This window comes from Vibrio sp. SCSIO 43140, assembly GCF_023716585.1.
GTDB lineage: Bacteria > Pseudomonadota > Gammaproteobacteria > Enterobacterales > Vibrionaceae > Vibrio > Vibrio maritimus_B.
Genome location: NZ_CP071851.1, coordinates 221,977 through 242,992 on the forward strand (window position 1 = coordinate 221,977; position 21,016 = coordinate 242,992).

Here is a 21,016-nt window from a genome sequence, read left to right on the forward strand (position 1 = left end):
ATCATAAGTAATACAATATCGGTTTAACAATTAACGATCTAGGTCACGCAATAATTATATTGTACTACAAAAAGAAGGAAGCAAGGGTATAGTGAAGATAACCCAATAACTCATCAAAAGGTTTCAAGATGGATCTCAATACTACCATTGTTGGCATCTACTTCCTGTTTCTAATCGCAATAGGATGGATGTTTAGAACATTTACAAGCACGACCAGTGACTACTTCCGCGGGGGCGGCAGTATGCTTTGGTGGATGGTTGGTGCTACGGCGTTTATGACGCAGTTTAGTGCGTGGACGTTTACCGGTGCTGCAGGTAAAGCTTATGCTGACGGTTTCGCCGTTGCTGTCATCTTCCTTGCGAACGCATTCGGCTACCTTATGAACTACCTTTACTTCGCGCCGAAGTTCCGTCAGCTACGTGTTGTAACGGTTATCGAAGCGATTCGTATGCGCTTTGGCAAGTTCAACGAGCAAGTGTTTACTTGGTCTGGCATGCCAAATAGCGTGATTTCTGCTGGTATCTGGCTAAATGGTCTAGCGATCATTGCATCCGGTATCTTTGGCTTCGACATGACAACGACGATTGTTTTGACAGGTCTTGTTGTACTAGTGATGTCAGTAACAGGCGGTTCATGGGCGGTAATCGCATCTGACTTCATGCAGATGGTTATCATCATGGCAGTAACCGTGACTTGTGCTGTCGTTGCTATTGTTCAAGGTGGTGGTGTTGGTGAAATCATCAATAACTTCCCAACTCAAGAAGGCGCGTCTTTTGTATCTGGTAACAACCTGAACTACCTAAGCATCTTCGGTATCTGGGCATTCTTTATCTTCTTCAAGCAGTTCTCTATTACTAACAACATGCTGAACTCTTACCGTTACCTTGCGGCGAAAGACTCAAAGAACGCGAAGAAAGCAGCACTTCTAGCTTGTATCCTGATGACTATGGGCCCACTAATTTGGTTCATGCCTTCTTGGTTCATCGCTGGTCAAGGTGTTGATCTTGCTGCTCACTACCCAGATGCAGGTTCTAAGGCGGGCGATTTTGCTTACCTGTACTTCGTACAAGAATTCATGCCAGCAGGTATGGTTGGTCTACTAATCGCAGCGATGTTCGCGGCAACGATGTCTTCTATGGACTCTGGTCTAAACCGTAACTCGGGCATCTTCGTTAAGAATTTCTACGAGCCAATCGTACGTCCTAACGCAACAGAGAAAGAGCTCGTTGTTGTTTCTAAGCTAACGTCTACCTTCTTTGGTATTGCGATTATCCTAGTTGCACTCTTTATCAACTCGCTTAAAGGTCTAAGCCTATTCGACACTATGATGTATGTTGGCGCACTAATTGGCTTCCCAATGACCATTCCAGCATTCTGTGGCTTCTTCATCAAGAAGACTCCAGACTGGGCAGGTTGGGGCACACTAGTGGTTGGTGCGGTTGTTTCTTACTACGTAGGTTTTGTTATCAATGCAGAAATGGTTGCTAACTGGTTCAACCTAGAGCCGCTAACAGGTCGTGAATGGTCTGACTTGAAAGTTGCTATCGGTCTGATTGGTCACCTAGTGTTCACAGCAGGTTTCTTCTGCCTAACAACACTGTTCTACAAGCCACTATCTGAAGAGCGTCAGCAAGATGTAGACAAGTTCTTCAACAACCTAGCAACACCTTTAGTAGCTGAGTCTACAGAGCAGAAGAAGCTAGACAACAAACAGCGTCGCATGCTTGGTTCTCTAATTGCTTGTGCGGGTGTTGGTGTGATGGCGATGTTCCTTCTACCTAACCCACTATGGGGACGCATGATCTTCGTACTGTGTGGTGTGATTGTACTTGCTGTTGGTCTTCTACTTGTGAAAGCAGTCGATGAGTCTGTTGAGCAAGAAGATGCGGAAGCAGTAACGAACAACGCGTAATCGTATTTACTTTAAATTAAGCGGCCACTTTGGCCGCTTTTTCTCCCTCTATTCCTGTTCCATGAGATAGATATCTTCGTTATGAAAAAGAAAGCTATTGCGCTGTCCCTGACAGCAATTTTCTCGTCTGCAGTCCTGGTTGGCTGTGGTGCAAACTCAAATACCGACGCTCAATCGCAAGAAGCCTCTGTTGCAGCTGAAACCGTTGCATTTAATGAAGTGACGCGCGATTACCTACTTTCAAGTGACCGTTTGGTCAAAGTAGATGGTGCAGAGCTTACCGAAGTGTCTGCTGAGCAAGTTGAAGCACTTAAAGCTCAGATCGAAAATGCCAAAGACGGTGAAACCATCACCATCGCTGACGGTAAGTACAGCAACCTTGGTCACATGCTAGTAAAAGCAAACGGTGTGACAATTAAGGCAGAGACAGAAGGCAAGGTATGGTTGACCGGTTTAGTTCAGTTTGAACTGACGGGTAATGATATTACGCTTGATAGCCTAGTGTTTACTGAAGGTGGTCCTGCAGAGCGTTTTGGTGGCGTTCGCATGATGGGTAATGGCAATACACTGCAAAACTCGACCTTCTACTACTTTAACCACGATTATGCATACGAGCCTGATGAGCGTCGCTCTGAGTATCCGAAGTACCTGTGGGTTTCTCTATGGGGTAAAGATGGCAAGGTGATCAACAACCGTTTCGAAGGTAAGCAAAAGCGCGGTACACTCATCGGTGTTCAAAAAGATGAGACACCTGACAACCACCTGATTGCGAACAACATCTTTGTTGATCAGAAGCAAAACCAATTTAATGAGCTAGCGATCAAAGAAGCGGTTCGTTATAACGGTAACAGCTGGGAAGCGATTCGAATTGGTGATTCAAAAGCATCTCAATGGGATTCAAGCTCTAAGTTTATCAACAACCTGCTTGTAGATATGGATGGTGAGCGTGAGCTTATCTCGATCAAATCTGGTGATAACGAGATTTCAGGCAATACTATCTTTGAAAGTGCTGCACTAATCTCTTTGCGTCACGGCAAAGGCAATAAGGTTGAGAGCAATATCATCCTAGGTAACGAGAAGCTGCTAACGGGCGGTATTCGTATCTATGATGAGGACCATGTGATTCGCAACAACTACATCGCTAACACTCGTGGCCGTGATGGCTTGATCGAGGGTAATGCTGACCTACGTGGTGCTGTTGTGATTAACACGGGTATCATCGACGTCAAAAATGGTGAACAGCTAGACCAGTCTGTGAAGGGCAAAGAACTCAATAAGCAATGGACACCTAAAAACATCGATATTGAAAACAACACGTTTGTCGATACAGAGTGGGGCATGGTTTACGGTAACCAAACTCACCGCGTAAGTCTGTTTAACAACGATGAAGTTGAAAACATCTTTGCTGGCGTGGATATCAACTTCAAAAACAATGTTGTTGATAACTCAAAGAATCCTGCGTTCGTAAGTGTGCGTGCGACAGAGGATTTCCCGCTTGTGAATGCGACCTACGAGAACGAGTTCTACACTCAGACGCTAGTAGGTGAAGACCAGCTAAGCAGCTATTCACTTGAACTACCAGAAATGACGGTAACTAACGGCTTTAACCAGTATCAAGGCGCGGGTGCAGATACAGAGAAGCTGGAGCTTGTGACGGCAGATACCGCTGGACCTAGCTATGAGTTAGTAAACAGCAAAAAGCTAATCGACTAGCGAACAAAAAAGCCGCCACTTCAAAAGTGGCGGCTTTTTTACTAGTTTCTGATCACTTGATACAGTGCAGGATCATGTTTTACACCTTCGGGTGCTTTGATGCCATTCTCTTTGAAATAGGCTTGCATATTACCGGTCGCTTTTTTGAAGCTGTCTTCACTTTCCCAAATGGCAACATTGATAAACTCAAACGTTGCACCCTCGCTGAGTGCCTTGTGAAGATTCGTGGACACATATCCATCTTCCTCTTGCAAAAAATCACGTGCCGTTTCCCAAAACACCAGGGTTTCTTCCACATGACCTTCAGTAACTGCAAATGGGTTGATTAGAACGACTTGAGCATTTGCAGCGAATGAAAGTGAAGCTGCGGCGAGTAGGCTAATAGGCTTTTTAATATTCATATCATGTTCCTTTTGTTATTTTTGAAAGGAATGATATGGAAAATTAATTGCATATCAATTATATATGCAACTGACTTTGTAATATATTATTGCAGTTCAACGTAAGCTTCACTTCTGGCTGGACCTATCTTGAATCGGTGGATGAGTTGGGGCGTTATCAAGAGCACGCCTTTACCTCAGTCTCCAACTTTCTATTCAACAGTGCTCCATGTAGACGACTTGATTTCGACCTTGCAGTTTTGCTTGATAGAGAGCGGTGTCTACTCGAGAGAAGACACTCGTATCTTGGTCACTATCGACAGTCCTAGTGACTCCAAAACTCGCTGTGACATGAATCTGTTGACCCTCAAATAGAAATGGGTCACTGTCAATAGCCTCTCGTAGTCGCTCTGCAATCACTGTTACGGCCTCACGATCTAATCTAGGGAGTAATACGGCAAATTCCTCTCCACCGACCCGCGCAAACGTATCTTCTGGGCGGATGATAGCATTCACTCGTTTAGCTACTTGTTTTAATACTAAGTCACCAGCTAGGTGACCGTGGGTATCGTTGACGTTCTTAAAGTAATCAATGTCGAAAAGAATCAACGAGCTTGGCGATTTGCTGGCTAAGGTTGACTTCAAGGTGTCAAAAAAGAAACGCCGGTTGGCGATATGAGTCAGTGAGTCGGTTTCGCTTTGCTTACGTAGCCGTTTTTCGAGGTGGTATCGAGTAGAGATATTTCGGGTTAACCAGCATGCAACCCTTCGTCCATTTCTTGTAAAGGAGAGGGGAGAGATCTTACCTTCGAATCTAAGTGTTCCTGATGGACCTGACGCCTCATCCAGCCCGTCAACATCGGAGGCACCTAAATCGTATTCGACAGTGATAACTTCATTATGATCGAGCGCGAAAACGATCTGACTGATAAACCAGTCAGCTTTGTCCTTAGGAAGTACTTCATGTAATGACTGCCCTACTAACACAGAGCCATCGTGATATGATTGAGAGTCGGTGCCCCCTAAAATATCGACGTACTCGCCATCTTCACTGAGAATGAAAACGGGGTCGGGAAGGCAAGAGAGAACTTGGTATACCTCTTCCAGTGTTGTGGGCATGGCTTTCCTTGTATTGTTAATCCTATTAGTTAAAAGATTAGACTGATACAACGGCGAGTGATACGGCAACTATGAAAACGAGAGGCTTGAACTGGCAAAAATGAGCTCTTACTCTAATTTTTGCAGTAACTTTATAAGTTTAGGAAGGCAGTACGTATCCATACTGCCCTGATATTAATCATCTGACGTTGAGTCGTCATCAACAATATCGTCTCCAATATCGTCGTTGTCGTCATAGTCAATGTTAGCGTCAGCGGGTTCTGTCGCTGCTTTTTTACCATTCAGCGTATGAAACTTTTTCCTATCTCTTGCGAGGTGGATATACTTGACCCACGTCTTTTCTAGCTTATTTTCCGCTTGTTTTTCATCGGATAGAACCTGTAAAAAGTGACGTTCTTCGTCAGTTTCTGGAGATAGTTCTCCCAGCTCTAACAAGTTCATTGTGTCCCCGAAGCGAATCAGGATCTCCTCTTCAGCAATGGTAAAATCTCCGGATTTTGCAAATCCACGTCGAAATCGTTTGTTGTCGTAGAACGGTTTCTTCCCAAGACGAAAATCTACATTTTGCATAGTCACCCTCATAAAATGACGTTTATCATCGAACTCTGCCACAGTATAGACAGAGCTTTGTCTATTGGTTAAATTTTAACCAATGAAAAATTTAAGTGTCTGTTAGGACGTTACTTTTACTTGTTAATTTGAAGGTTAAATGACCAATCCGTGAAGGTTTTCTTGCATCATTTGGTTCCGAAAATGGCTAGTTTATAGAGTTACTTGGTTTACACTGTTGGCATCAATAGAAAATAAGGATGTGTATTTTGGTGTTGAATCGAGCCTCGATGACCAATGAGCAGTATCAAAGTGCAAGACTCTCTAGAGATTCACGATTTGATGGTGTCTTCTTTATTGCGGTGAAAACCACAGGCATTTTCTGTCGCCCAATCTGCCCGGCAAATCCACCAAAAGAGCAGAATGTGGAGTACTTCACTAACGCTCATATGGCACTCGAAGCCGGTTATAGGCCTTGTTTGAGGTGTCGTCCAGAAAGTGCGCCAAACTCTTGGGCCTGGCTAGGCGCTGAGACAAGTTTTCGACGCGCATTAACCTTGATAGAGCAAGGTGCATTGAACCAATCAAGCTGCGAGGAACTCAGCGATAGGCTTGGTATCAGTAGCCGCTATCTCCGCCAGCTCTTTAAAACACATCTGGGTGTTTCGCCGAAAAAATATGCTCAATATCATCAGCTTATGTTCGCCAAGCAATTATTGCATCATAGTATGTTATCGATCTCTGACATCGGTTTTGCTTGTGGCTTCAATAGTACTAGGCGGTTTAATGATGCCTTTAAGAAGACGCTGAATCTCACACCCTCTCAGCTTCGTCGTCATGGCTTGGACAAAGAAGCGCGAAACGTTGTTTATTTGGCGTATAGAGGCGCTTATGACTGGCAATCACTGCTCAGCTTTTATCAGAAAAGAGCCATTAATGGCATAGAGAAAGTGACTGATACAAGTTATGAGCGATATGTGGAGATCAGCGGCAGTTTGGCGTGGTTCAAGATTTTCGCGGATCATGAGGGCAAGCAAACCGTCAAGATTGAGTTTGAAATAGAGGATGTCACTAAACTGTCAACTCTCCTTACGACAATCAGACGGGTGTTTGACCTCGATACCGACATCACCGCGGTTGAGTCACATCTGAATGGCATCAATCACGAGTTAATCGTTCACTCTGGATTGAGGCTACCTGGAGTATGGTCAACATGGGAAGCGGGCGTTCGTGCGGTCCTCGGGCAGCAAGTTTCGGTAAAAGCGGCAATTGGTCAGTTAAACCTGCTTAGTGAGTCGCTTGATTATCGCGTGTCTGGTCAATTGGTTTTTCCAACACCCGGCGTAGTGTCGAATGCAGATTTGAGCTTTTTACGTATGCCGCAAAGCCGTAAAGATACACTGGCGCGCTTAGCAAGCCACCTTCGAGAACACTGTGATGATTCACCGAATAACTGGTTAGCGCTCAAGGGAATTGGTCCATGGACCGTTAACTACGCACTGATGCGAGGGCAATCAGAGCCGGACTTATTCTTGAGCTCTGATCTGATTGTTAAAAAATACCTAAAAACTAATAAATTGATGAGTGAGGAAGGCGTTTCCCCTTGGGGAAGTTATGCCACCCTACATTGTTGGAGCCACTATTAATGAACTACTACACCATATTGGAAAGCGACTTGGGCCCTATTACCATTCAGGCAAGCGACGAAGGGCTATTAGGTATCTGGTTTGAACAACATACGACTTTGCCAAATGAACTGGGTCACTATCAGCCTGAGCATCCAGTTTTATCTGATGCGGCAACGCAATTGACGGAGTATCTCTCGGGAACACGCCAGCAGTTTTCATTGCCATTAGCAGCGAAAGGGACAGAATTTCAAAGTAAGGTGTGGGAAGTGCTGTGTAGTATTCCGTACGGGGAGTCGATCAGCTATCAAGAGCTTGCCAATCGAGTCGGGAACCCAAAGGCGGTAAGAGCTGTCGGGACGGCAAATGGGAGAAATCCAATTTCTATTGTCGTACCTTGCCATCGAGTGATTGGCAAGGATGGTAAATTAACGGGCTATGCTGGTGGCGTAGAACGAAAACTAAAGTTACTAGAATTGGAGTCGTCTAGCTCTTGACAGCGATGAGCCTATCATTTGACTGCCTTATGATGAAGCCTACTTAGATATTTCTATATAGTTAACATATGAAACAAGTATAACTTTCAAAGTGCGTAATTTATCATTATTTTCAGTATGGGAATGGTTGTAATTGCAATTTGCATCTAATTTTGCAAATTGCAAAATTAATATGAACGCTATTTCCCTGAAAGCGGTCTATATTTGACCGAATTCAATAAAATTGTACGTTTTAAAAGTTGGCACGCATACTGCATTAATTAAAGCGACCCTTTTTAAGCCGAGGGTCACCTAGCCAACTGACGTTGTTAGTGAACCTCTATTGTTCACACTTGTATATAGCCAGTCACACAATTTGTGGCTGGCTTTTTTTCTTTTTTAACATCAAAAAAGCCAGGTCGACTGTCTATCAACCTAGCTTTTTGTGAAAAGAATGACTCCGTTAGAAAATATCCCCCAGTGGGCTTTCCGATTCATCTTGGCATCCTTCATAACAACTAGGTTTACGTGGGCATACCGCCCCGCGAGAACAAATCAAACGAGCATCTCCTTCGATTCCTCTCTCAACCCAATTGATGTTGAGTATCTTGGCGACGGTTTGTAGATCTTTTTTGATACCGCGAGGAATAGCAACACTTCCCCCTCCTTCTACGCATGATCGCTTAAGCTCGCTAGCAATTTCTAATGCATTGCCGCCTTGAGCGTCGATTGCCGGGTTAAGGTCAATCCCGGCGCACAAGACTCGATTGTTCCCAGCAGGATCCGTCATATTAATCGACTCGCAGCAGTAGATCCTTGGCTCATCGCCGACATTCAAGATGGAGATCTGTGCCGATGATCCATTTTGCGGCTCAGATAGGCGGCGGAATACAGCCCAGTGCTGACATGGGTCGTTAACCATCCGCATATTTCCCCACGGAAGCGGAATACCATTTCCGCGATAGACGGCTTTAAGCTTTCCTGGTCCGTAGGCATCGAAGTAGTGCCAATGCGGATAAGGTGATACAACGGTCATTCGACGCATTGCGACCGATGGTGACACACCAACACGTTTGTGCACATCGATTTCATAGCCGCTGCGGTCTAGTAACTGCCTGAAAGGTACTTTTGGGCACAGCAGTGCGCCAGCAAAGAAACTCGATTCGAAATCGCGCCATGCTTGAAGAATGTCCTGTGAGTTGAGCGCCGAAGATGACTGATTCTGGGTACTGTCATCCCAACTGTTTTGATGCCCCACACTAAGAACGCTTTTGAGTCCCTCTTCACTGTGTAAGATACGATGGCCGATATATACCGCCAGATCATATTTAAGACGCGTTGGGTAGGCTTTCAGTATCTCGTTTAGGTAGATAGTGCCTGGTGGCTCAAAGAAAGAAGTCACCAGCTGTTTGGCATTAACACCAAGCTCATCGACTACGTCTTTGGGTGTGCGATTGACCCAGCGAACACTCAGACCCAGATCATTGGCAATATCTATCAGGTCTTCGACAGATAAGTTAAGCCTTTTCAATCCTACTTCTTCAGCCGCACGCTCTAAATCCGGAAAGTGGTTCTGCAAACTCTCTTGATGGGCACGAATAAGTAGATGTGCAAATTGGCGTCCGGTGATACCGGTTTGTGACAACATCTCAGGGATGGCTATTTGTAGGATGTCATTCGAGAATAAAAAACTTGGCTCCAGTGCCATACCACTAATCCCACCCCGATTTCCTTTTACGGGAGTGATCTCATCGGGCTCAGGTTCATTGTCCAAGAACCAGGCAGGATCTTTCTGGAACACCTCAGCAATGACCTCGAGCATATCGATACTTGGGACACGCTTTCCTCGCTCGATCATGGAGAGGTATGAGACAGAAGGGGCGTACTCTGGGTTGACTCGAATACAGCGCGCGGAGAGATCTTCCATCGTTAAATGGTTACGTTTCCGTAAGTTACGGACCTTGGTTCCCAAAAAGTGGGATTGGCGGATTAGACTTTTTGACAGGGGCATTTTGTAAAATTCACATTGTAAAATTTTTGTTGTGAAATTGTAGTCAAAAACACGCTAGTCTACAAAGTATACAAATCACAAAACGCATATAAATTTAAACAACCGTTTGGGTTTTTTACTCTAATTTGGACTAGCAGCTGTATGAGGGAAACACTATGAACATGCTGACATTCGATAAAACAGAACTACATAAGAACCACTCAACCTTTATCGCTGAAGCCGTGTTTGCCGTCGAAATGGTGAAAGCTGATGAACAAATGGAAAAACAAAAAATGGCCAAGCAGCTTCTGGATACGCTGTTTCCATTAGAAAACGGTTCGCACGAGGATGTGGTGAGTTATGAGATTGATTACCGCCACGTTCAGGCTTATTTCAAAAATGGAGAGCACACAGGCCTCAAGCGTGCTAAGCATTTTGTGGCGTTTGTTGGTGACAAATGCTCACCAGAAGCGATTTTGCTTCGAGATGAAAGTGGTACGCACCTAGAGGTAACCATTGGTCGCCGAAAAGGTACCGGCAATCTTGAACTGGTTGAGATTGAAGATATCCAGCTTGAGACCTGCACGACCTTTGGCCAGTCGGAAAATTGCCATGCGTCAGGTATTCGTCACTGGGTAAGTTTAGTAAAAGGTGATGGTCAAGGCCGCCCTCGTGCTTGCAGTGAAGACAAAGAATACACCGCAAAAAATGGTGATGACTATAACCTTGGTTTCAGCTTCGCATTTTAATTCACGCTAGCACATTTGTTATTACCGAATTTTCCTTTGGTAGTTGCCCCGCTTAATAGTGGGGCTTTTTTTATGGAGTTTGAGAATGTTTTGGTTCTCGTAATCCTTTTCCTCAGCTAGTCTTACATGGTGTTGTTTCAATGTGTTAGCTGCTATGCCGCCGAAAAGAATAAAGACGCTCCCCTTACATGTTCACATGTTCATTATGTTCGTCACCCTGGTATTACTCGTATGTGGGGTACAGATTTGGATTACTCAAACGAGCCTCAATAAAGTACTTCTCGAGGCAAACGAGAACCTATTTGAAAGAATTGCCAGTGAAACCCGTAGCAACATGTCTTTTCACTTTGGGCCGACTTTCAGCATTGTTGATGCCTACTCTTCCGGAGAACTGACGAGAGAGACTGACCCTGATAAACGATTCGATTTCGCTCCAGAGCTAATGTCACTTCTTAGTGCACATAGACACGTTCTATCGTTTAAGGCTGCGTTCCCAGATGGAGAGTGGCTTGCTGTTGCCAGGATACATAATGGGGAACTCAGAAAGCGTATGAAAGTCGACGACGTCGCTGAGTTTGCGGCGTTCAGTTATAACGTGCACACCAAAGAGCTTGTTCAAAAGAGTTATGACGCGCAACTGGTTATGTTAGAAACTAAAGTGTTGAAAGACATTATTATTGATCCACGCATAGCTAATTGGTTTAAAAGCTCATCTTACATTCAGGCACAAGTGTCTGATCCGTATTTTATGCCTATTATTGGTCGTTCAGGTATCACCATTCATCGTAAGTCGATAAATGGTGCCGCTTTTGGAGCCGACATTCTGTTAGAAGAAGTATCGGAAGTGCTGCAGGATAGTGATGAAAATCGCGATGCCTTACGTGTTATGTATGATGATGACTTTAATGTTTATGGATACAGCCGCCCCGAATTGTTTAAGGTGCGCGATGCACTAAGGTTGCGAACAACGCTCAAATTAAGTGATATTGATCATCCTCTTATTGCGAGTACGGCTAATGTCGTCGAGTTTGGTCCTGTAGCTAAAGAGATTAGCTATGATGGTGAAAGGTGGGTTGTAAAAATCGATAGAGTACGAGGTACCAGAGACCAAGTGTTTAACCTTGCGATGGCAGTTAAGTCTGAGCACCTCCTGAAGGAATCGAACCTTGTTGCTAAACGTTCCATCATAGGCTCGCTTATTGCTTTGCTTGCGGTATTGCCCTGCATTTACTTTGCTTCACAGTGGTTAGCGCGACCTATTCGTCAAGCAACCAAAAAAGCGAAATCTATTGAACATTTCAAGTTTAACGCGATATCACAACATCGCTCTCGAGTTACCGAGATCAAAGAGATGTCGGATTCCCTACGCTCTATGCAATCTACTATTAGACGGTTTTTATCGCTCACAAACTCCATGGCAAAAGAGGATGACTTAGAACGTTTGCTTGCTCTCGTTTGTCAAGAAACTGCAGAAGCGACGGACTCCAATAGTAGTTATTTATATCTATTGAGTACTGATGAGGCTCATCTAGAACCCAGGTTTTTGAGTATCCGTAGTCAAGGTGTGCTCGACCCTTCAAAGCACTCTGCTATCCCTCTGACAGATCCCCTTATTGAAGATGAAGTACATCAGTTCTTTCAATTGAAACAGCCGGTGTTCACTCGATACAACGAAGTTCGTAACTACGTACCAAGAGAAAGTAAGTCGGACAATACTCTTTTTATCCCATTGGTAAATCGAAAGCAGCAAGTAATTGGCGCGCTTGGATTAGGGTTTGACGAAGCTCATGAGAATACGGTTTTACTTGAGAATAGAGAATATTTGGAAACGCTCGCAGCCTACGCTTCCGTCACGATTGAGACTCAAACAATGATTAATGACCAACGTGCACTGTTGGATTCGTTTATTCAAGTGATGGCCGGCGCTATTGATACCAAATCACCCTATACGGGGAATCACTGTCAGAAGGTGCCTGTACTGACGGAGATGCTCACTCTTGCCGCGCAACAACAAACACAAGGTAAGTATTCCGACTTTTCGTTGAGCGATGAGGAGTGGCAAGAGCTCCACATGGCCGCCTGGATGCACGATTGTGGCAAGGTGACAATACCCGAGCACATAATCGATAAATCGACAAAATTAGAGACTATTTACAACCGAATCCACGAAATTCGAACACGTTTTGAAGTGCTCAAGCGGGACGAAGAGTTGTCCATGTATCGTCAGCGTTTTGCTGAAGCTATCTCAGAGAAAGAGCGTCAACATCTGCAGGCTAAGCTTGAAAAACTGGATGAAGATTTTGACCTGATCGCTGAAATCAATTTAGGTTCAGAGTTTTTAGATGAGACCAAACTTAACCAACTTGAACAAATAGCGGCGCGAACGTGGCAGACCACGATAGATAGACGCAAAGGCTTATCTTGGGAAGAGTTAGCTCGTTTTGATAGCCAAGATATCCAGATACCAAGAACGGAACCACTGCTTGCTGATCATCACGACCACCTTGTTCCATGGGAAAAAGAACCAAAACGAGAGTCGCGTTTTGTTCTTCAAGCTGGTGAGTACCAAAATAACCAGGGGGAGATGTATAACCTCTCAGTAAGAAAAGGGACTCTGAACAGTGAAGAGCGCTACATCATCAATAGTCATATGATCGAGACGATACGGATGCTAGAGAGCTTACCGTTCCCAAGACATATGAAGAATGTGCCGCTATTAGCCGGTAGTCATCACGAAAAAATGGATGGGACTGGGTATCCATTGGGTACAATAGCTTCTGATCTCCCGTTACCGGCCAGAGCAATGGCTATAGCGGATGTATTTGAAGCGCTGACAAGCTGCGATCGTCCTTATAAAAAGGCGAAGAAGTTGTCTGAAGCCCTGCGGATCATGAGCTTTATGGTAAGAGATAATCATCTAGATGGGGATTTGTTTGAGCTATTTCTAACATCAGGCGTGTATCTGGAATTCGCTCAACAGAACATAAACAGCTCGCAGATTGATGACATTCACATCGAAGATTATCTGGCACAGTAAGGATGTAAAAAAGACCGCTGCTAGCGGTCTTTCTTTAGAAAGGCATAACGCGGTTGCGACCGGAGCGCTTAGCGTCGTAAAGCTGTTTATCCGCACGTTCCACTAAAGAGGCATAGCTGTCACCAGCGACAAACTCGGCAACCCCAAATGAGGCAGTAATATTGCCCACCTTGTTGCCGTTTTTACGATCCTTAATAGTCATTTTTTCGATAGCTAGACGCAGGGCATCGGCCATCTGTCTTGCGACTCGAAGAGACTTATTTGGGACAATTAGCGCAAACTCTTCACCACCAAAACGATACGCAGCGATGCCACCTCGGCAGGCTTGCTTCAGTCGTTGGGAAATGCCTTTGAGAATGGTATCGCCAAACAAATGACCCATTTCGTCGTTGAATTTTTTGAAGTGGTCAATATCGAGAAGAATTAGGCTCATTGGTTGCTTTGCTTGACAGAACATCGTTAAGTCAGCATCAAATGCACCTCGATTGTAAAGCGTGGTGAGACTATCAAACATGGCATTGCATTGGACTTTGGCCAATTGCGATTTTAAGCGGCTTATCTCGTCACTGGCATTCTTCAACTGTCCTTGAATAAAGTCAGTGGAGTGGCGTATTTCGCTTGCTTCATCAACAAGCTGCTTGATTAGTGGCATCACGTCATCAAGGGTTGGAGCACGTTCAGCATCTAGGCTCGATGATAAACCGTCGAAGCTATTCTCGAGAGCTTTCGAAAAATCGGTGGTATCAGTGAGTGCATCAGACATGGAACTCGACATTTCTGTCACTATTGCTTCTAGATTGACCTTGAGATCTTGCAAATCAACTTCGGCTTTGTCAGCGATGTGGTTTCTGTATAGGGAAGCGGAATTGACGGGTGGCAGGACATCGTAGTCTTTTAAGATGGCGTCCATGTCTGCATTTAACTCAGGGATCGTTTGATCTACGTAGGTGTACCAGAGTGCGTAATTAGCTGGCGTAGCGGGCACGTGATGTTTCACCATCAATGGTACTGCCTTTTTGAGGTTGGCAGCCGATTTTTGAAAATCGTTTTTCTTCATAGTCCGTATTTGTCCTTAACTCATTCCGATATGTGCCGCGATCTTTTTTTGTTATTTTTTATTTGTTTATATAAGCAATTATCTAACGAGATAGGCAAATTGTCACTTTTGGAACCTCAGTTTTTGTAAATGTCCCCAGTTTTGGGTGTGATATTGCTTCAGTAACGATACATTTTAAATATATCGTTACTGAGTTCTTTGACAATGATCACCGATTGGCTTGCTTTAACCGGCGCTCTCGTCGTTTTACCATCGCCTCTTTTGCCAGGTGGTCGAACAACGGAGCAAAGAGGTTGGCAAACAGGATTGCGAGCATGATGCCTTCGGGGTAGGCGGGATTGAGCACGCGTATAAAGATGGTCATCACACCGATCAGTATTCCGTAGGCAATCTTACCTGTATCGGTAAACGCCGCAGAAACAGGGTCTGTCGCCATAAAAAAGGTGCCAAATGCCACGCCGCCAATTACAAAATGCCACCATATCGGCATTGAGAACATAGGGTTGGTGTCTGATCCTATGGTATTGAGTAGTGTCGCGGTGACAGTGAGTCCAATCAGTACACCTAAAACAATCCGCCATGAGGCGATACCGATGGCAATCAAGAAAATACCCGCTATCAAAATGAATAAGGTGGAGACCTCGCCCATAGAGCCCGGTAAGTTTCCGATAAAGGCGTCAGTCCAGCTTAATGCCTCTCCTGTCATGTTGTTGACCAACGCACTTTGCCCGCCTTCATACCATTGGCTCAGTGGTGTGGCGCCTGAATAGCCATCGGCAGCAACCCAAACGGCTCCCCCTGACATCTGAGCAGGATAAGCAAAATAGAGGAATGCGCGCCCCGCGAGTGCTGGATTGAGAAAGTTACGTCCTGTTCCACCAAATACTTCTTTCGCCACAACGATACCGAAGGTGATGCCAAGCGCCGCTTGCCAAAGAGGAATAGTGGGGGGCAGGATGAGTGCAAACAGAATGGAGCTGACGAAGAAGCCTTCATTAACTTCATGTTTGCGGACAATGGAGAACAACACTTCCCAGAAACCCCCAACGATGAACACCGTCGCATAGACAGGTAGGAAGTAACTGGCTCCGTAGAGCATTTCTCGTCCCCAACCTGCGGTCGCTAATGCCTCAGGGCTTCCAAAGGCGAAAGACAACCGCCAGCTCGCTTCGAAAAGAGCGGAGAGTTCTGCAAGGGTGTAGGTCGCTGTCAACGCAGCATTGGCTTGGTGACCAATGTTGTACATGCCCCAAAACATAGCGGGGAACACAGCAAGCCACACCATGATCATAATGCGTTTAAGGTCGATGCTGTCTCTTAAGTGGGTACGCCCCTTGGTCACATGACCTGGCGTATAAAAAAGGGTGGCGACAGCTTCGTAGAGTGGGTAGTAGGTTTGGTATTTCCCTCCGGGTTCAAAATGTGGAGCTAAGTTATCTAAAGTTTTTTTGAGTGCCATAACTCATGCCTCCTCTGCAATAACACAGTTATTACGTGTTGGCTTCGCGATATGTCCACTCTTTGACTAAGCTAACTAGCGCAATCACTCGTATGTGAATGAAGGCAAACGCTTTATGAGTGCGGGATAGTGAGGACAATATGACGACTCGACGAGGTATTTATTGGTTTTATAACGATTTTCGACTCCACGACAATCCGTTGCTCGCGAAAGCCGCTCGGGAAGTCGACTCCCTACATTGCCTCTATTTTCCAGAGCTAAAAAGTCAGTTTGAGCGACGCTTCTTACCCATCGAAATAAACGACGATGCAAGGCAGCATTTCGCTATGCAGTCTATCGGCGAGCTCAATCAATCTTTGAGGCAAGTTGGGCAGGTGTTGCACAAGCTTGAGGCTGATGGTCCTAGTCAAGCTCTAGATGCGCTCAATGAACTTATCAGAACCTATAACATTACCGATTTGTTTGTTTCGCACTCCGCAAGTTGGTATCTGGATACCATAGTTGAGAAATTGGAGGGGCAACATCCTAAACTGGCCATCCATCGAGACGACACACACAGCCTCTTTAAAGAGAGCGAGCTTCCCTTTGATCTTGGAGATCTTCCTCAGAGTTTCTCAAAGTTCAGAAAGTTGATAGAAAAACAGCCCATTCCCTTACCTAGTGGAACGGTCACCACACTTCCACCTCCGGTAAACAATCGACAAGGGCTTCCAGAGGCTTATGGAAGCTTCGAGGAGGCGCTCGATCTAGGTCAAAATGTACGAGGAGGTGAGTTGGCAGGACTGTCCCATGTGCGAAGCTACTTCGAAACCGATGCTGCGCTTAGCTACAAAAAGACGCGAAATGCGCTCGATGATTGGCAAAGCTCGACTAAGTTTTCGCTTTGGCTAGCCAATGGCAATATCTCTGCGAAAGCAATAGTAAGCCAACTTCATCGTTTTGAGCGACACAACGGCGCCAACGATTCAACCTACTGGATCGTGTTTGAACTGTTGTGGCGAGAGTACTTCCATTGGTATGGCAGACGACATGGTGCTCGGTTGTTTGCTTTTTCGGGCATTCAAAACAAGGCACCCTTGACCTCATTTTACGCTCAACGTTTTCGTCAATGGGTCAATGGTACTACCCCTTACCCGATAGTTAACGCTTGTATGCGCCAGCTTAAACAGACGGGTTACATGTCGAATCGAGGTCGTCAGCTCGTTGCCAGTTGCTTGGTACACGAGTTGTCTATTGACTGGCGCTATGGGGCAAACTATTTCCAACACACGCTCATAGACTATGACGTGGGGTCTAATTGGGGTAATTGGCAATACCTAGCTGGGGTGGGAGCCGATCCTAGAGGGCATCGAAAGTTTGACCTACAAAAACAGACTCAAATGTATGATCCTGATGGGGTTTTCATCCGTAAGTGGCAAGGAGAGGGACTGACTATGAGTGTCGATGCCGTCGATATGGTGGACTGGCCCCTAGACACGAATGAGTAGCAGCCAATATGTAGCAGCTAATAAGTAGTAACAAGGGAGAGAGCGATGACGTATCACACCATTAGGCTTGTGTTGGGTGACCAGTTGAATGAGCGACATTCTTGGTTTTCTTCCGTGGATGATGGCGTTCTGTATCTCATCGCCGAGCTCAAGCAAGAATCTGAATACGTGACTCATCACATACAGAAACAGGTCGCGTTCTTTCTCGCAATGGAGTCGTTTGCTCGTGCTCTTACGGAATTAGGGCACAGCGTTGAGCATCTCAACCTTGACCAAAGCAGTCAGTACAAAAGCCTGTCTGACCTTATCGTGACGAAATGCCAACAGACACAAGCATCCCGATTCGAATACCAGCGTCCTGATGAATACCGCTTGCTTCAACAACTCAGAGAGTTGAAGCTGGAGAATGCACAAGTAGTAGAAGTCGATACGGAGCATTTCCTCTTGCCATTTTCTGAGATTGAGGAGATGTTTCCAACCGGCAAGGCGATAGTCATGGACCATTTCTACCGCAAAATGCGTCGCCGGCACGGTATGCTGATGGCTAACGAGGATAAGCCACTTGGCGGCAAGTGGAGTTATGATGCAGATAATCGTAACAAGCTGAAGGTCAACGATATTAAAGAGTTACCCAGCCCATTGATGTTCTCAAATTCAACCCAATCTACTGTCGAGCGAATCCATCGTCATGGATTGAAGTCCATTGGTGAGATTGGAGAGCATTTACTGTGGCCGATTAATCGTGAGCAGTCACTCAACCTTCTTGCGCACTTTTGCAATATCTGTCTTCCTAACTTTGGACGCTTTCAAGATTCGATGACAGGAGAGCATGACTCTATGTGGAGTCTTTATCACTGTCGACTGTCATTTTCGCTCAACAGCAAGATGCTGTCACCGATAGAAGTGTTGTATGCGGCTATCGATAGCTACTCACAGTCTGACGGTGATATTACGCTTGCACAAGTCGAAGGGTTCGTTAGACAAATTCTTGGTTGGCGAGAGTACATTCGCGGTATGTACTGGAGCAATATGCCGGATTACAAGCGCAAGAATGCGCTTGATGCTCACCGACCGCTACCGGACTTTTACTGGACCGGACAAACCAAAATGCGTTGTATGCAACACGCTGTCAATCAGTCATTGGAATACGCCTATGCGCATCACATCCAACGTCTGATGGTCACGGGCAACTTTGCATTGCTGACCGAGGTTGACCCTGACCTGGTCGAAGAGTGGTATTTAGGTATTTACATCGACGCGATTGAGTGGGTAGAGATGCCGAATACCCGAGGCATGGCACTATACGCAGATGGCGGCTTGATAGCGACGAAACCATACTGCTCGAGCGGTGGTTACATAAATAAGATGAGCGATTACTGCGGTGGCTGCTACTACAACGTCAAAGAGCGCAAGGGAGAACAGGCTTGTCCATTTAACGGCTTCTATTGGCGCTTTATGCACAAACATCGAGAGCGTCTGGGAAACAACCCAAGAATAGCGATGATTTACCGTACATGGGATCGAATGGCTCCAGAAGTACAGGACGAACACTTAACCACAGCCGAAGCCAATCTGGCACGCATCAACGAGTTGTAGGGAGCAGATGTGACAACAAACGTACTAATTGTGGGCGGTTCTGGTGGTATCGGCTGGGCAATGTGTCGGCAACTTGCGCAATTACCGGAGATTCAAGTCTTTGCCACTTATCGCAGCACACTGCCCCAAGGCTCTGAGGACTACGAACGCATTTCTTGGTTCCAACTCGATGTCATGGAACAGGCGCATTACCCAATGCTGGTGGAGAGGCTTAGCGAGGTAGTGCACCTAGATTGGCTGATAAACTGTGTCGGCGCGCTCTCTATTAATGAACGTATGCCGGAAAAGAGCTTGAAATCGGTGGACTCAGAGCAGTTTATTGATGCAATAAGAATCAATACCTTACCTACCTTACTGCTAGCTCAGCACTTTCAACCTCTTTTGAGAAAAGCACACTCGCCAATCTTTGCAACCATCTCGGCTCGGGTTGGCAGCATCACCGACAACGGACTAGGGGGCTGGTACAGCTATCGGTGCTCAAAAGCAGCGCTTAATATGGCACTTAAAAATATCAGCATTGAATGGGGGCGTTTGATGCCGCGTTCGTGTACGGTCGCGCTCCATCCGGGAACAACCGACACGTCGTTATCCAAACCTTTTCAAGCGCGTGTCCCAGAGCACAAACTGTTTTCAGCAGATAAGACGGCTAGATTACTTATCAAGGTTCTTCAGTCCCTTGACCGCAGTAATAACGGCCAGTTTCTCGCGTACGACGGCTCACTCATTGAATGGTAGGCGACGCTTGTTGGATGAGCATCGCTTCGAACAGTATTTCACTTCGTCCCAGCACTTATCCCACTTTCTTCTCCAACTAAAGCTGCGTTGACAAACTGGACATAGTTTTTTGGGAAGATGAGCTTTCTTGTGCATGTGTATTTTCGACAGTAGTTCGACACATTTTGATATACGCAACCAGACTATTGATGGTGCAGTTTGCACTGAGTTATCCCAGATGATATACGGGGATGTAGTTAATATTGTCGTTATTATCTATTCTATAGTTGAGCAGTGGTGAGAAAGGTAAAGATTCATGGAACTAGAAATCTATCAGGTGAACGCGTTTACTGCGGAGCCGTTTAAGGGTAACCCCGCTGGGGTTTGTATTACTCAAGAGCCATTGCCAGCATCACTAATGTTGAGTATTGCCAAAGAAATGGCGATATCCGAAACCGCATTTTTGTCGCTTAGTGATAAACGATTACGTTGGTTCACGCCTCAAGTAGAGGTTGCATTATGTGGGCATGGAACACTCGCGACGGTGAAGGTTCTTGATAACTTGAAGCTGTTAAATGATGACGGTTCATATGAGTTTAATACGTTGTCTGGTGAGCTATCAGTGAAGAAATCTGGAGAGCGAATCTCGATGGATTTCCCGCTTTATCACCCAGTGGAAAGCACATTAATCTCTCCTGATAAGTGTGCGGCGCTCGGTATCAAGGATGATGATATTGAGTTTTGTGCAGAGTTTGAGGGTGGTAAAGACTTTATCGTGCTTAAAAGTGAAGACAAGCTTCACCAGTTAGCACCTAACTTCCACGCTTTATTGCAAACCGAAGGACGCTCTATCGTTGTGACTGCAAAATCATCGAGAAGCGATGTGGACTTCATCGCTCGATACTTTGCGCCATGGGTAGGTGTGAATGAAGACCCTGTGACCGGTTCTGCGTATTGTGCGTTGGCACCGTATTGGGCTGAGAAACTGGGTAAGTGTTCGTTAATTGGCTATCAAGATTCTGAGCGTGGTGGCTACGTCGGTATGATGATTAAGGGCGAACGTATAGAGCTCAGTGGCCAAGCCGTAACCCTTATTCGGGGCACGTTCAACATTTAGCTGTTACCCTTTTTCTGTTTTAGGTTATCTTTGTC

Annotated in this window: 17 protein-coding genes; 10 read left to right on the top strand and 7 right to left on the bottom strand. The window is 45.5% G+C overall.

Annotated elements, in window-relative coordinates; genetic code table 11:
- Nucleotides 1-128: 128 nt before the first annotated feature.
- The gene (locus tag J4N45_RS19595; protein ID WP_252016226.1) at nucleotides 129-1,913 is read left to right on the top strand and encodes a sodium:solute symporter family protein; all 1,785 of its coding nucleotides are present in this window, start codon (nucleotides 129-131) and stop codon (nucleotides 1,911-1,913) included.
- An 81-nt stretch (nucleotides 1,914-1,994) separates the two neighbouring features.
- Nucleotides 1,995-3,626, top strand: coding sequence for a polysaccharide lyase 6 family protein (locus J4N45_RS19600; protein WP_252016228.1), 1,632 nt, complete (start codon nucleotides 1,995-1,997; stop codon nucleotides 3,624-3,626).
- A gap of 41 nt (nucleotides 3,627-3,667) precedes the next feature.
- Here J4N45_RS19600 and J4N45_RS19605 read toward each other — a convergent pair whose 3' ends face one another.
- The 3 genes from J4N45_RS19605 to J4N45_RS19615 all read right to left on the bottom strand — a co-directional run bounded on the left by J4N45_RS19605 (nucleotide 3,668) and on the right by J4N45_RS19615 (nucleotide 5,695).
- Nucleotides 3,668-4,027 carry an antibiotic biosynthesis monooxygenase family protein gene (locus tag J4N45_RS19605; protein WP_252016230.1) on the bottom strand — a complete coding sequence of 120 codons (360 nt, stop codon included), beginning with the start codon at nucleotides 4,025-4,027 and terminating at the stop codon, nucleotides 3,668-3,670.
- Nucleotides 4,028-4,222: 195 nt separating this feature from the next.
- A complete protein-coding gene (locus J4N45_RS19610; RefSeq protein WP_252016231.1) occupies nucleotides 4,223-5,125 on the bottom strand; it encodes a sensor domain-containing diguanylate cyclase in 903 nt (300 codons plus the stop codon).
- A 174-nt stretch (nucleotides 5,126-5,299) separates the two neighbouring features.
- Entirely contained in the window at nucleotides 5,300-5,695 is a 396-nt protein-coding gene (locus tag J4N45_RS19615; protein WP_252016233.1) for a MaoP family protein, read from the bottom strand.
- Nucleotides 5,696-5,940: 245 nt separating this feature from the next.
- Between J4N45_RS19615 and J4N45_RS19620 the strand changes: the two genes are divergently transcribed.
- Complete coding sequence (locus J4N45_RS19620; RefSeq protein WP_503058251.1) at nucleotides 5,941-7,320, top strand: DNA-3-methyladenine glycosylase 2 family protein; 1,380 nt, start codon at nucleotides 5,941-5,943, stop codon at nucleotides 7,318-7,320.
- The gene (locus tag J4N45_RS19625; RefSeq protein WP_252016235.1) at nucleotides 7,320-7,796 is read left to right on the top strand and encodes a methylated-DNA--[protein]-cysteine S-methyltransferase; all 477 of its coding nucleotides are present in this window, start codon (nucleotides 7,320-7,322) and stop codon (nucleotides 7,794-7,796) included. The genes J4N45_RS19620 and J4N45_RS19625 overlap by 1 nt, the downstream gene beginning before the upstream one ends.
- Before the next feature lie 442 nt (nucleotides 7,797-8,238).
- On the opposite strand, the gene J4N45_RS19630 is transcribed toward J4N45_RS19625, so the two are convergent.
- Nucleotides 8,239-9,786 carry a DUF3612 domain-containing protein gene (locus J4N45_RS19630; protein ID WP_252016237.1) on the bottom strand — a complete coding sequence of 516 codons (1,548 nt, stop codon included), beginning with the start codon at nucleotides 9,784-9,786 and terminating at the stop codon, nucleotides 8,239-8,241.
- A gap of 155 nt (nucleotides 9,787-9,941) precedes the next feature.
- On the opposite strand from J4N45_RS19630, the gene J4N45_RS19635 reads away from it, so the two are divergent.
- The gene (locus J4N45_RS19635; protein ID WP_042474638.1) at nucleotides 9,942-10,514 is read left to right on the top strand and encodes an aldolase/citrate lyase/malate synthase family protein; all 573 of its coding nucleotides are present in this window, start codon (nucleotides 9,942-9,944) and stop codon (nucleotides 10,512-10,514) included.
- 196 nt (nucleotides 10,515-10,710) lie between these two features.
- Nucleotides 10,711-13,551, top strand: a complete 2,841-nt coding sequence (locus J4N45_RS19640) for an HD domain-containing phosphohydrolase (RefSeq protein ID WP_252016239.1) — start codon at nucleotides 10,711-10,713, stop codon at nucleotides 13,549-13,551.
- A 34-nt stretch (nucleotides 13,552-13,585) separates the two neighbouring features.
- Here the strand turns inward: J4N45_RS19640 and J4N45_RS19645 are convergent, their stop codons facing one another.
- Complete coding sequence (locus J4N45_RS19645; protein ID WP_128648425.1) at nucleotides 13,586-14,608, bottom strand: GGDEF domain-containing protein; 1,023 nt, start codon at nucleotides 14,606-14,608, stop codon at nucleotides 13,586-13,588.
- Between the two features lie 208 nt (nucleotides 14,609-14,816).
- Nucleotides 14,817-16,067 (bottom strand): NADH:ubiquinone reductase (Na(+)-transporting) subunit B, encoded by a 1,251-nt coding sequence (locus tag J4N45_RS19650; protein WP_252016242.1) that lies wholly within the window; start codon nucleotides 16,065-16,067, stop codon nucleotides 14,817-14,819.
- Between the two features lie 140 nt (nucleotides 16,068-16,207).
- Here J4N45_RS19650 and J4N45_RS19655 point away from each other — a divergent pair, with 140 nt between their 5' ends.
- From J4N45_RS19655 to J4N45_RS19665, 3 genes are read left to right on the top strand one after another with little or no spacing between them, the layout of a single operon-like run.
- Entirely contained in the window at nucleotides 16,208-17,554 is a 1,347-nt protein-coding gene (locus tag J4N45_RS19655) for a DASH family cryptochrome (RefSeq protein ID WP_252016245.1), read from the top strand.
- Nucleotides 17,555-17,599: 45 nt separating this feature from the next.
- Nucleotides 17,600-19,150: a cryptochrome/photolyase family protein gene (locus tag J4N45_RS19660; protein ID WP_252016247.1), complete on the top strand. Its 1,551-nt coding sequence runs from the start codon at nucleotides 17,600-17,602 to the stop codon at nucleotides 19,148-19,150.
- 9 nt (nucleotides 19,151-19,159) lie between these two features.
- Nucleotides 19,160-19,885: an SDR family NAD(P)-dependent oxidoreductase gene (locus J4N45_RS19665; RefSeq protein ID WP_286036915.1), complete on the top strand. Its 726-nt coding sequence runs from the start codon at nucleotides 19,160-19,162 to the stop codon at nucleotides 19,883-19,885.
- On the opposite strand, the gene J4N45_RS19670 is transcribed toward J4N45_RS19665, so the two are convergent.
- Nucleotides 19,868-20,020, bottom strand: coding sequence for a DUF2256 domain-containing protein (locus J4N45_RS19670; RefSeq protein WP_081936001.1), 153 nt, complete (start codon nucleotides 20,018-20,020; stop codon nucleotides 19,868-19,870). The genes J4N45_RS19665 and J4N45_RS19670 overlap by 18 nt on opposite strands.
- 160 nt (nucleotides 20,021-20,180) lie before the next feature.
- On the opposite strand from J4N45_RS19670, the gene J4N45_RS19675 reads away from it, so the two are divergent.
- Complete coding sequence (locus tag J4N45_RS19675; RefSeq protein WP_252016249.1) at nucleotides 20,181-20,981, top strand: PhzF family phenazine biosynthesis protein; 801 nt, start codon at nucleotides 20,181-20,183, stop codon at nucleotides 20,979-20,981.
- The last annotated feature ends 35 nt before the right edge of the window (nucleotides 20,982-21,016 follow it).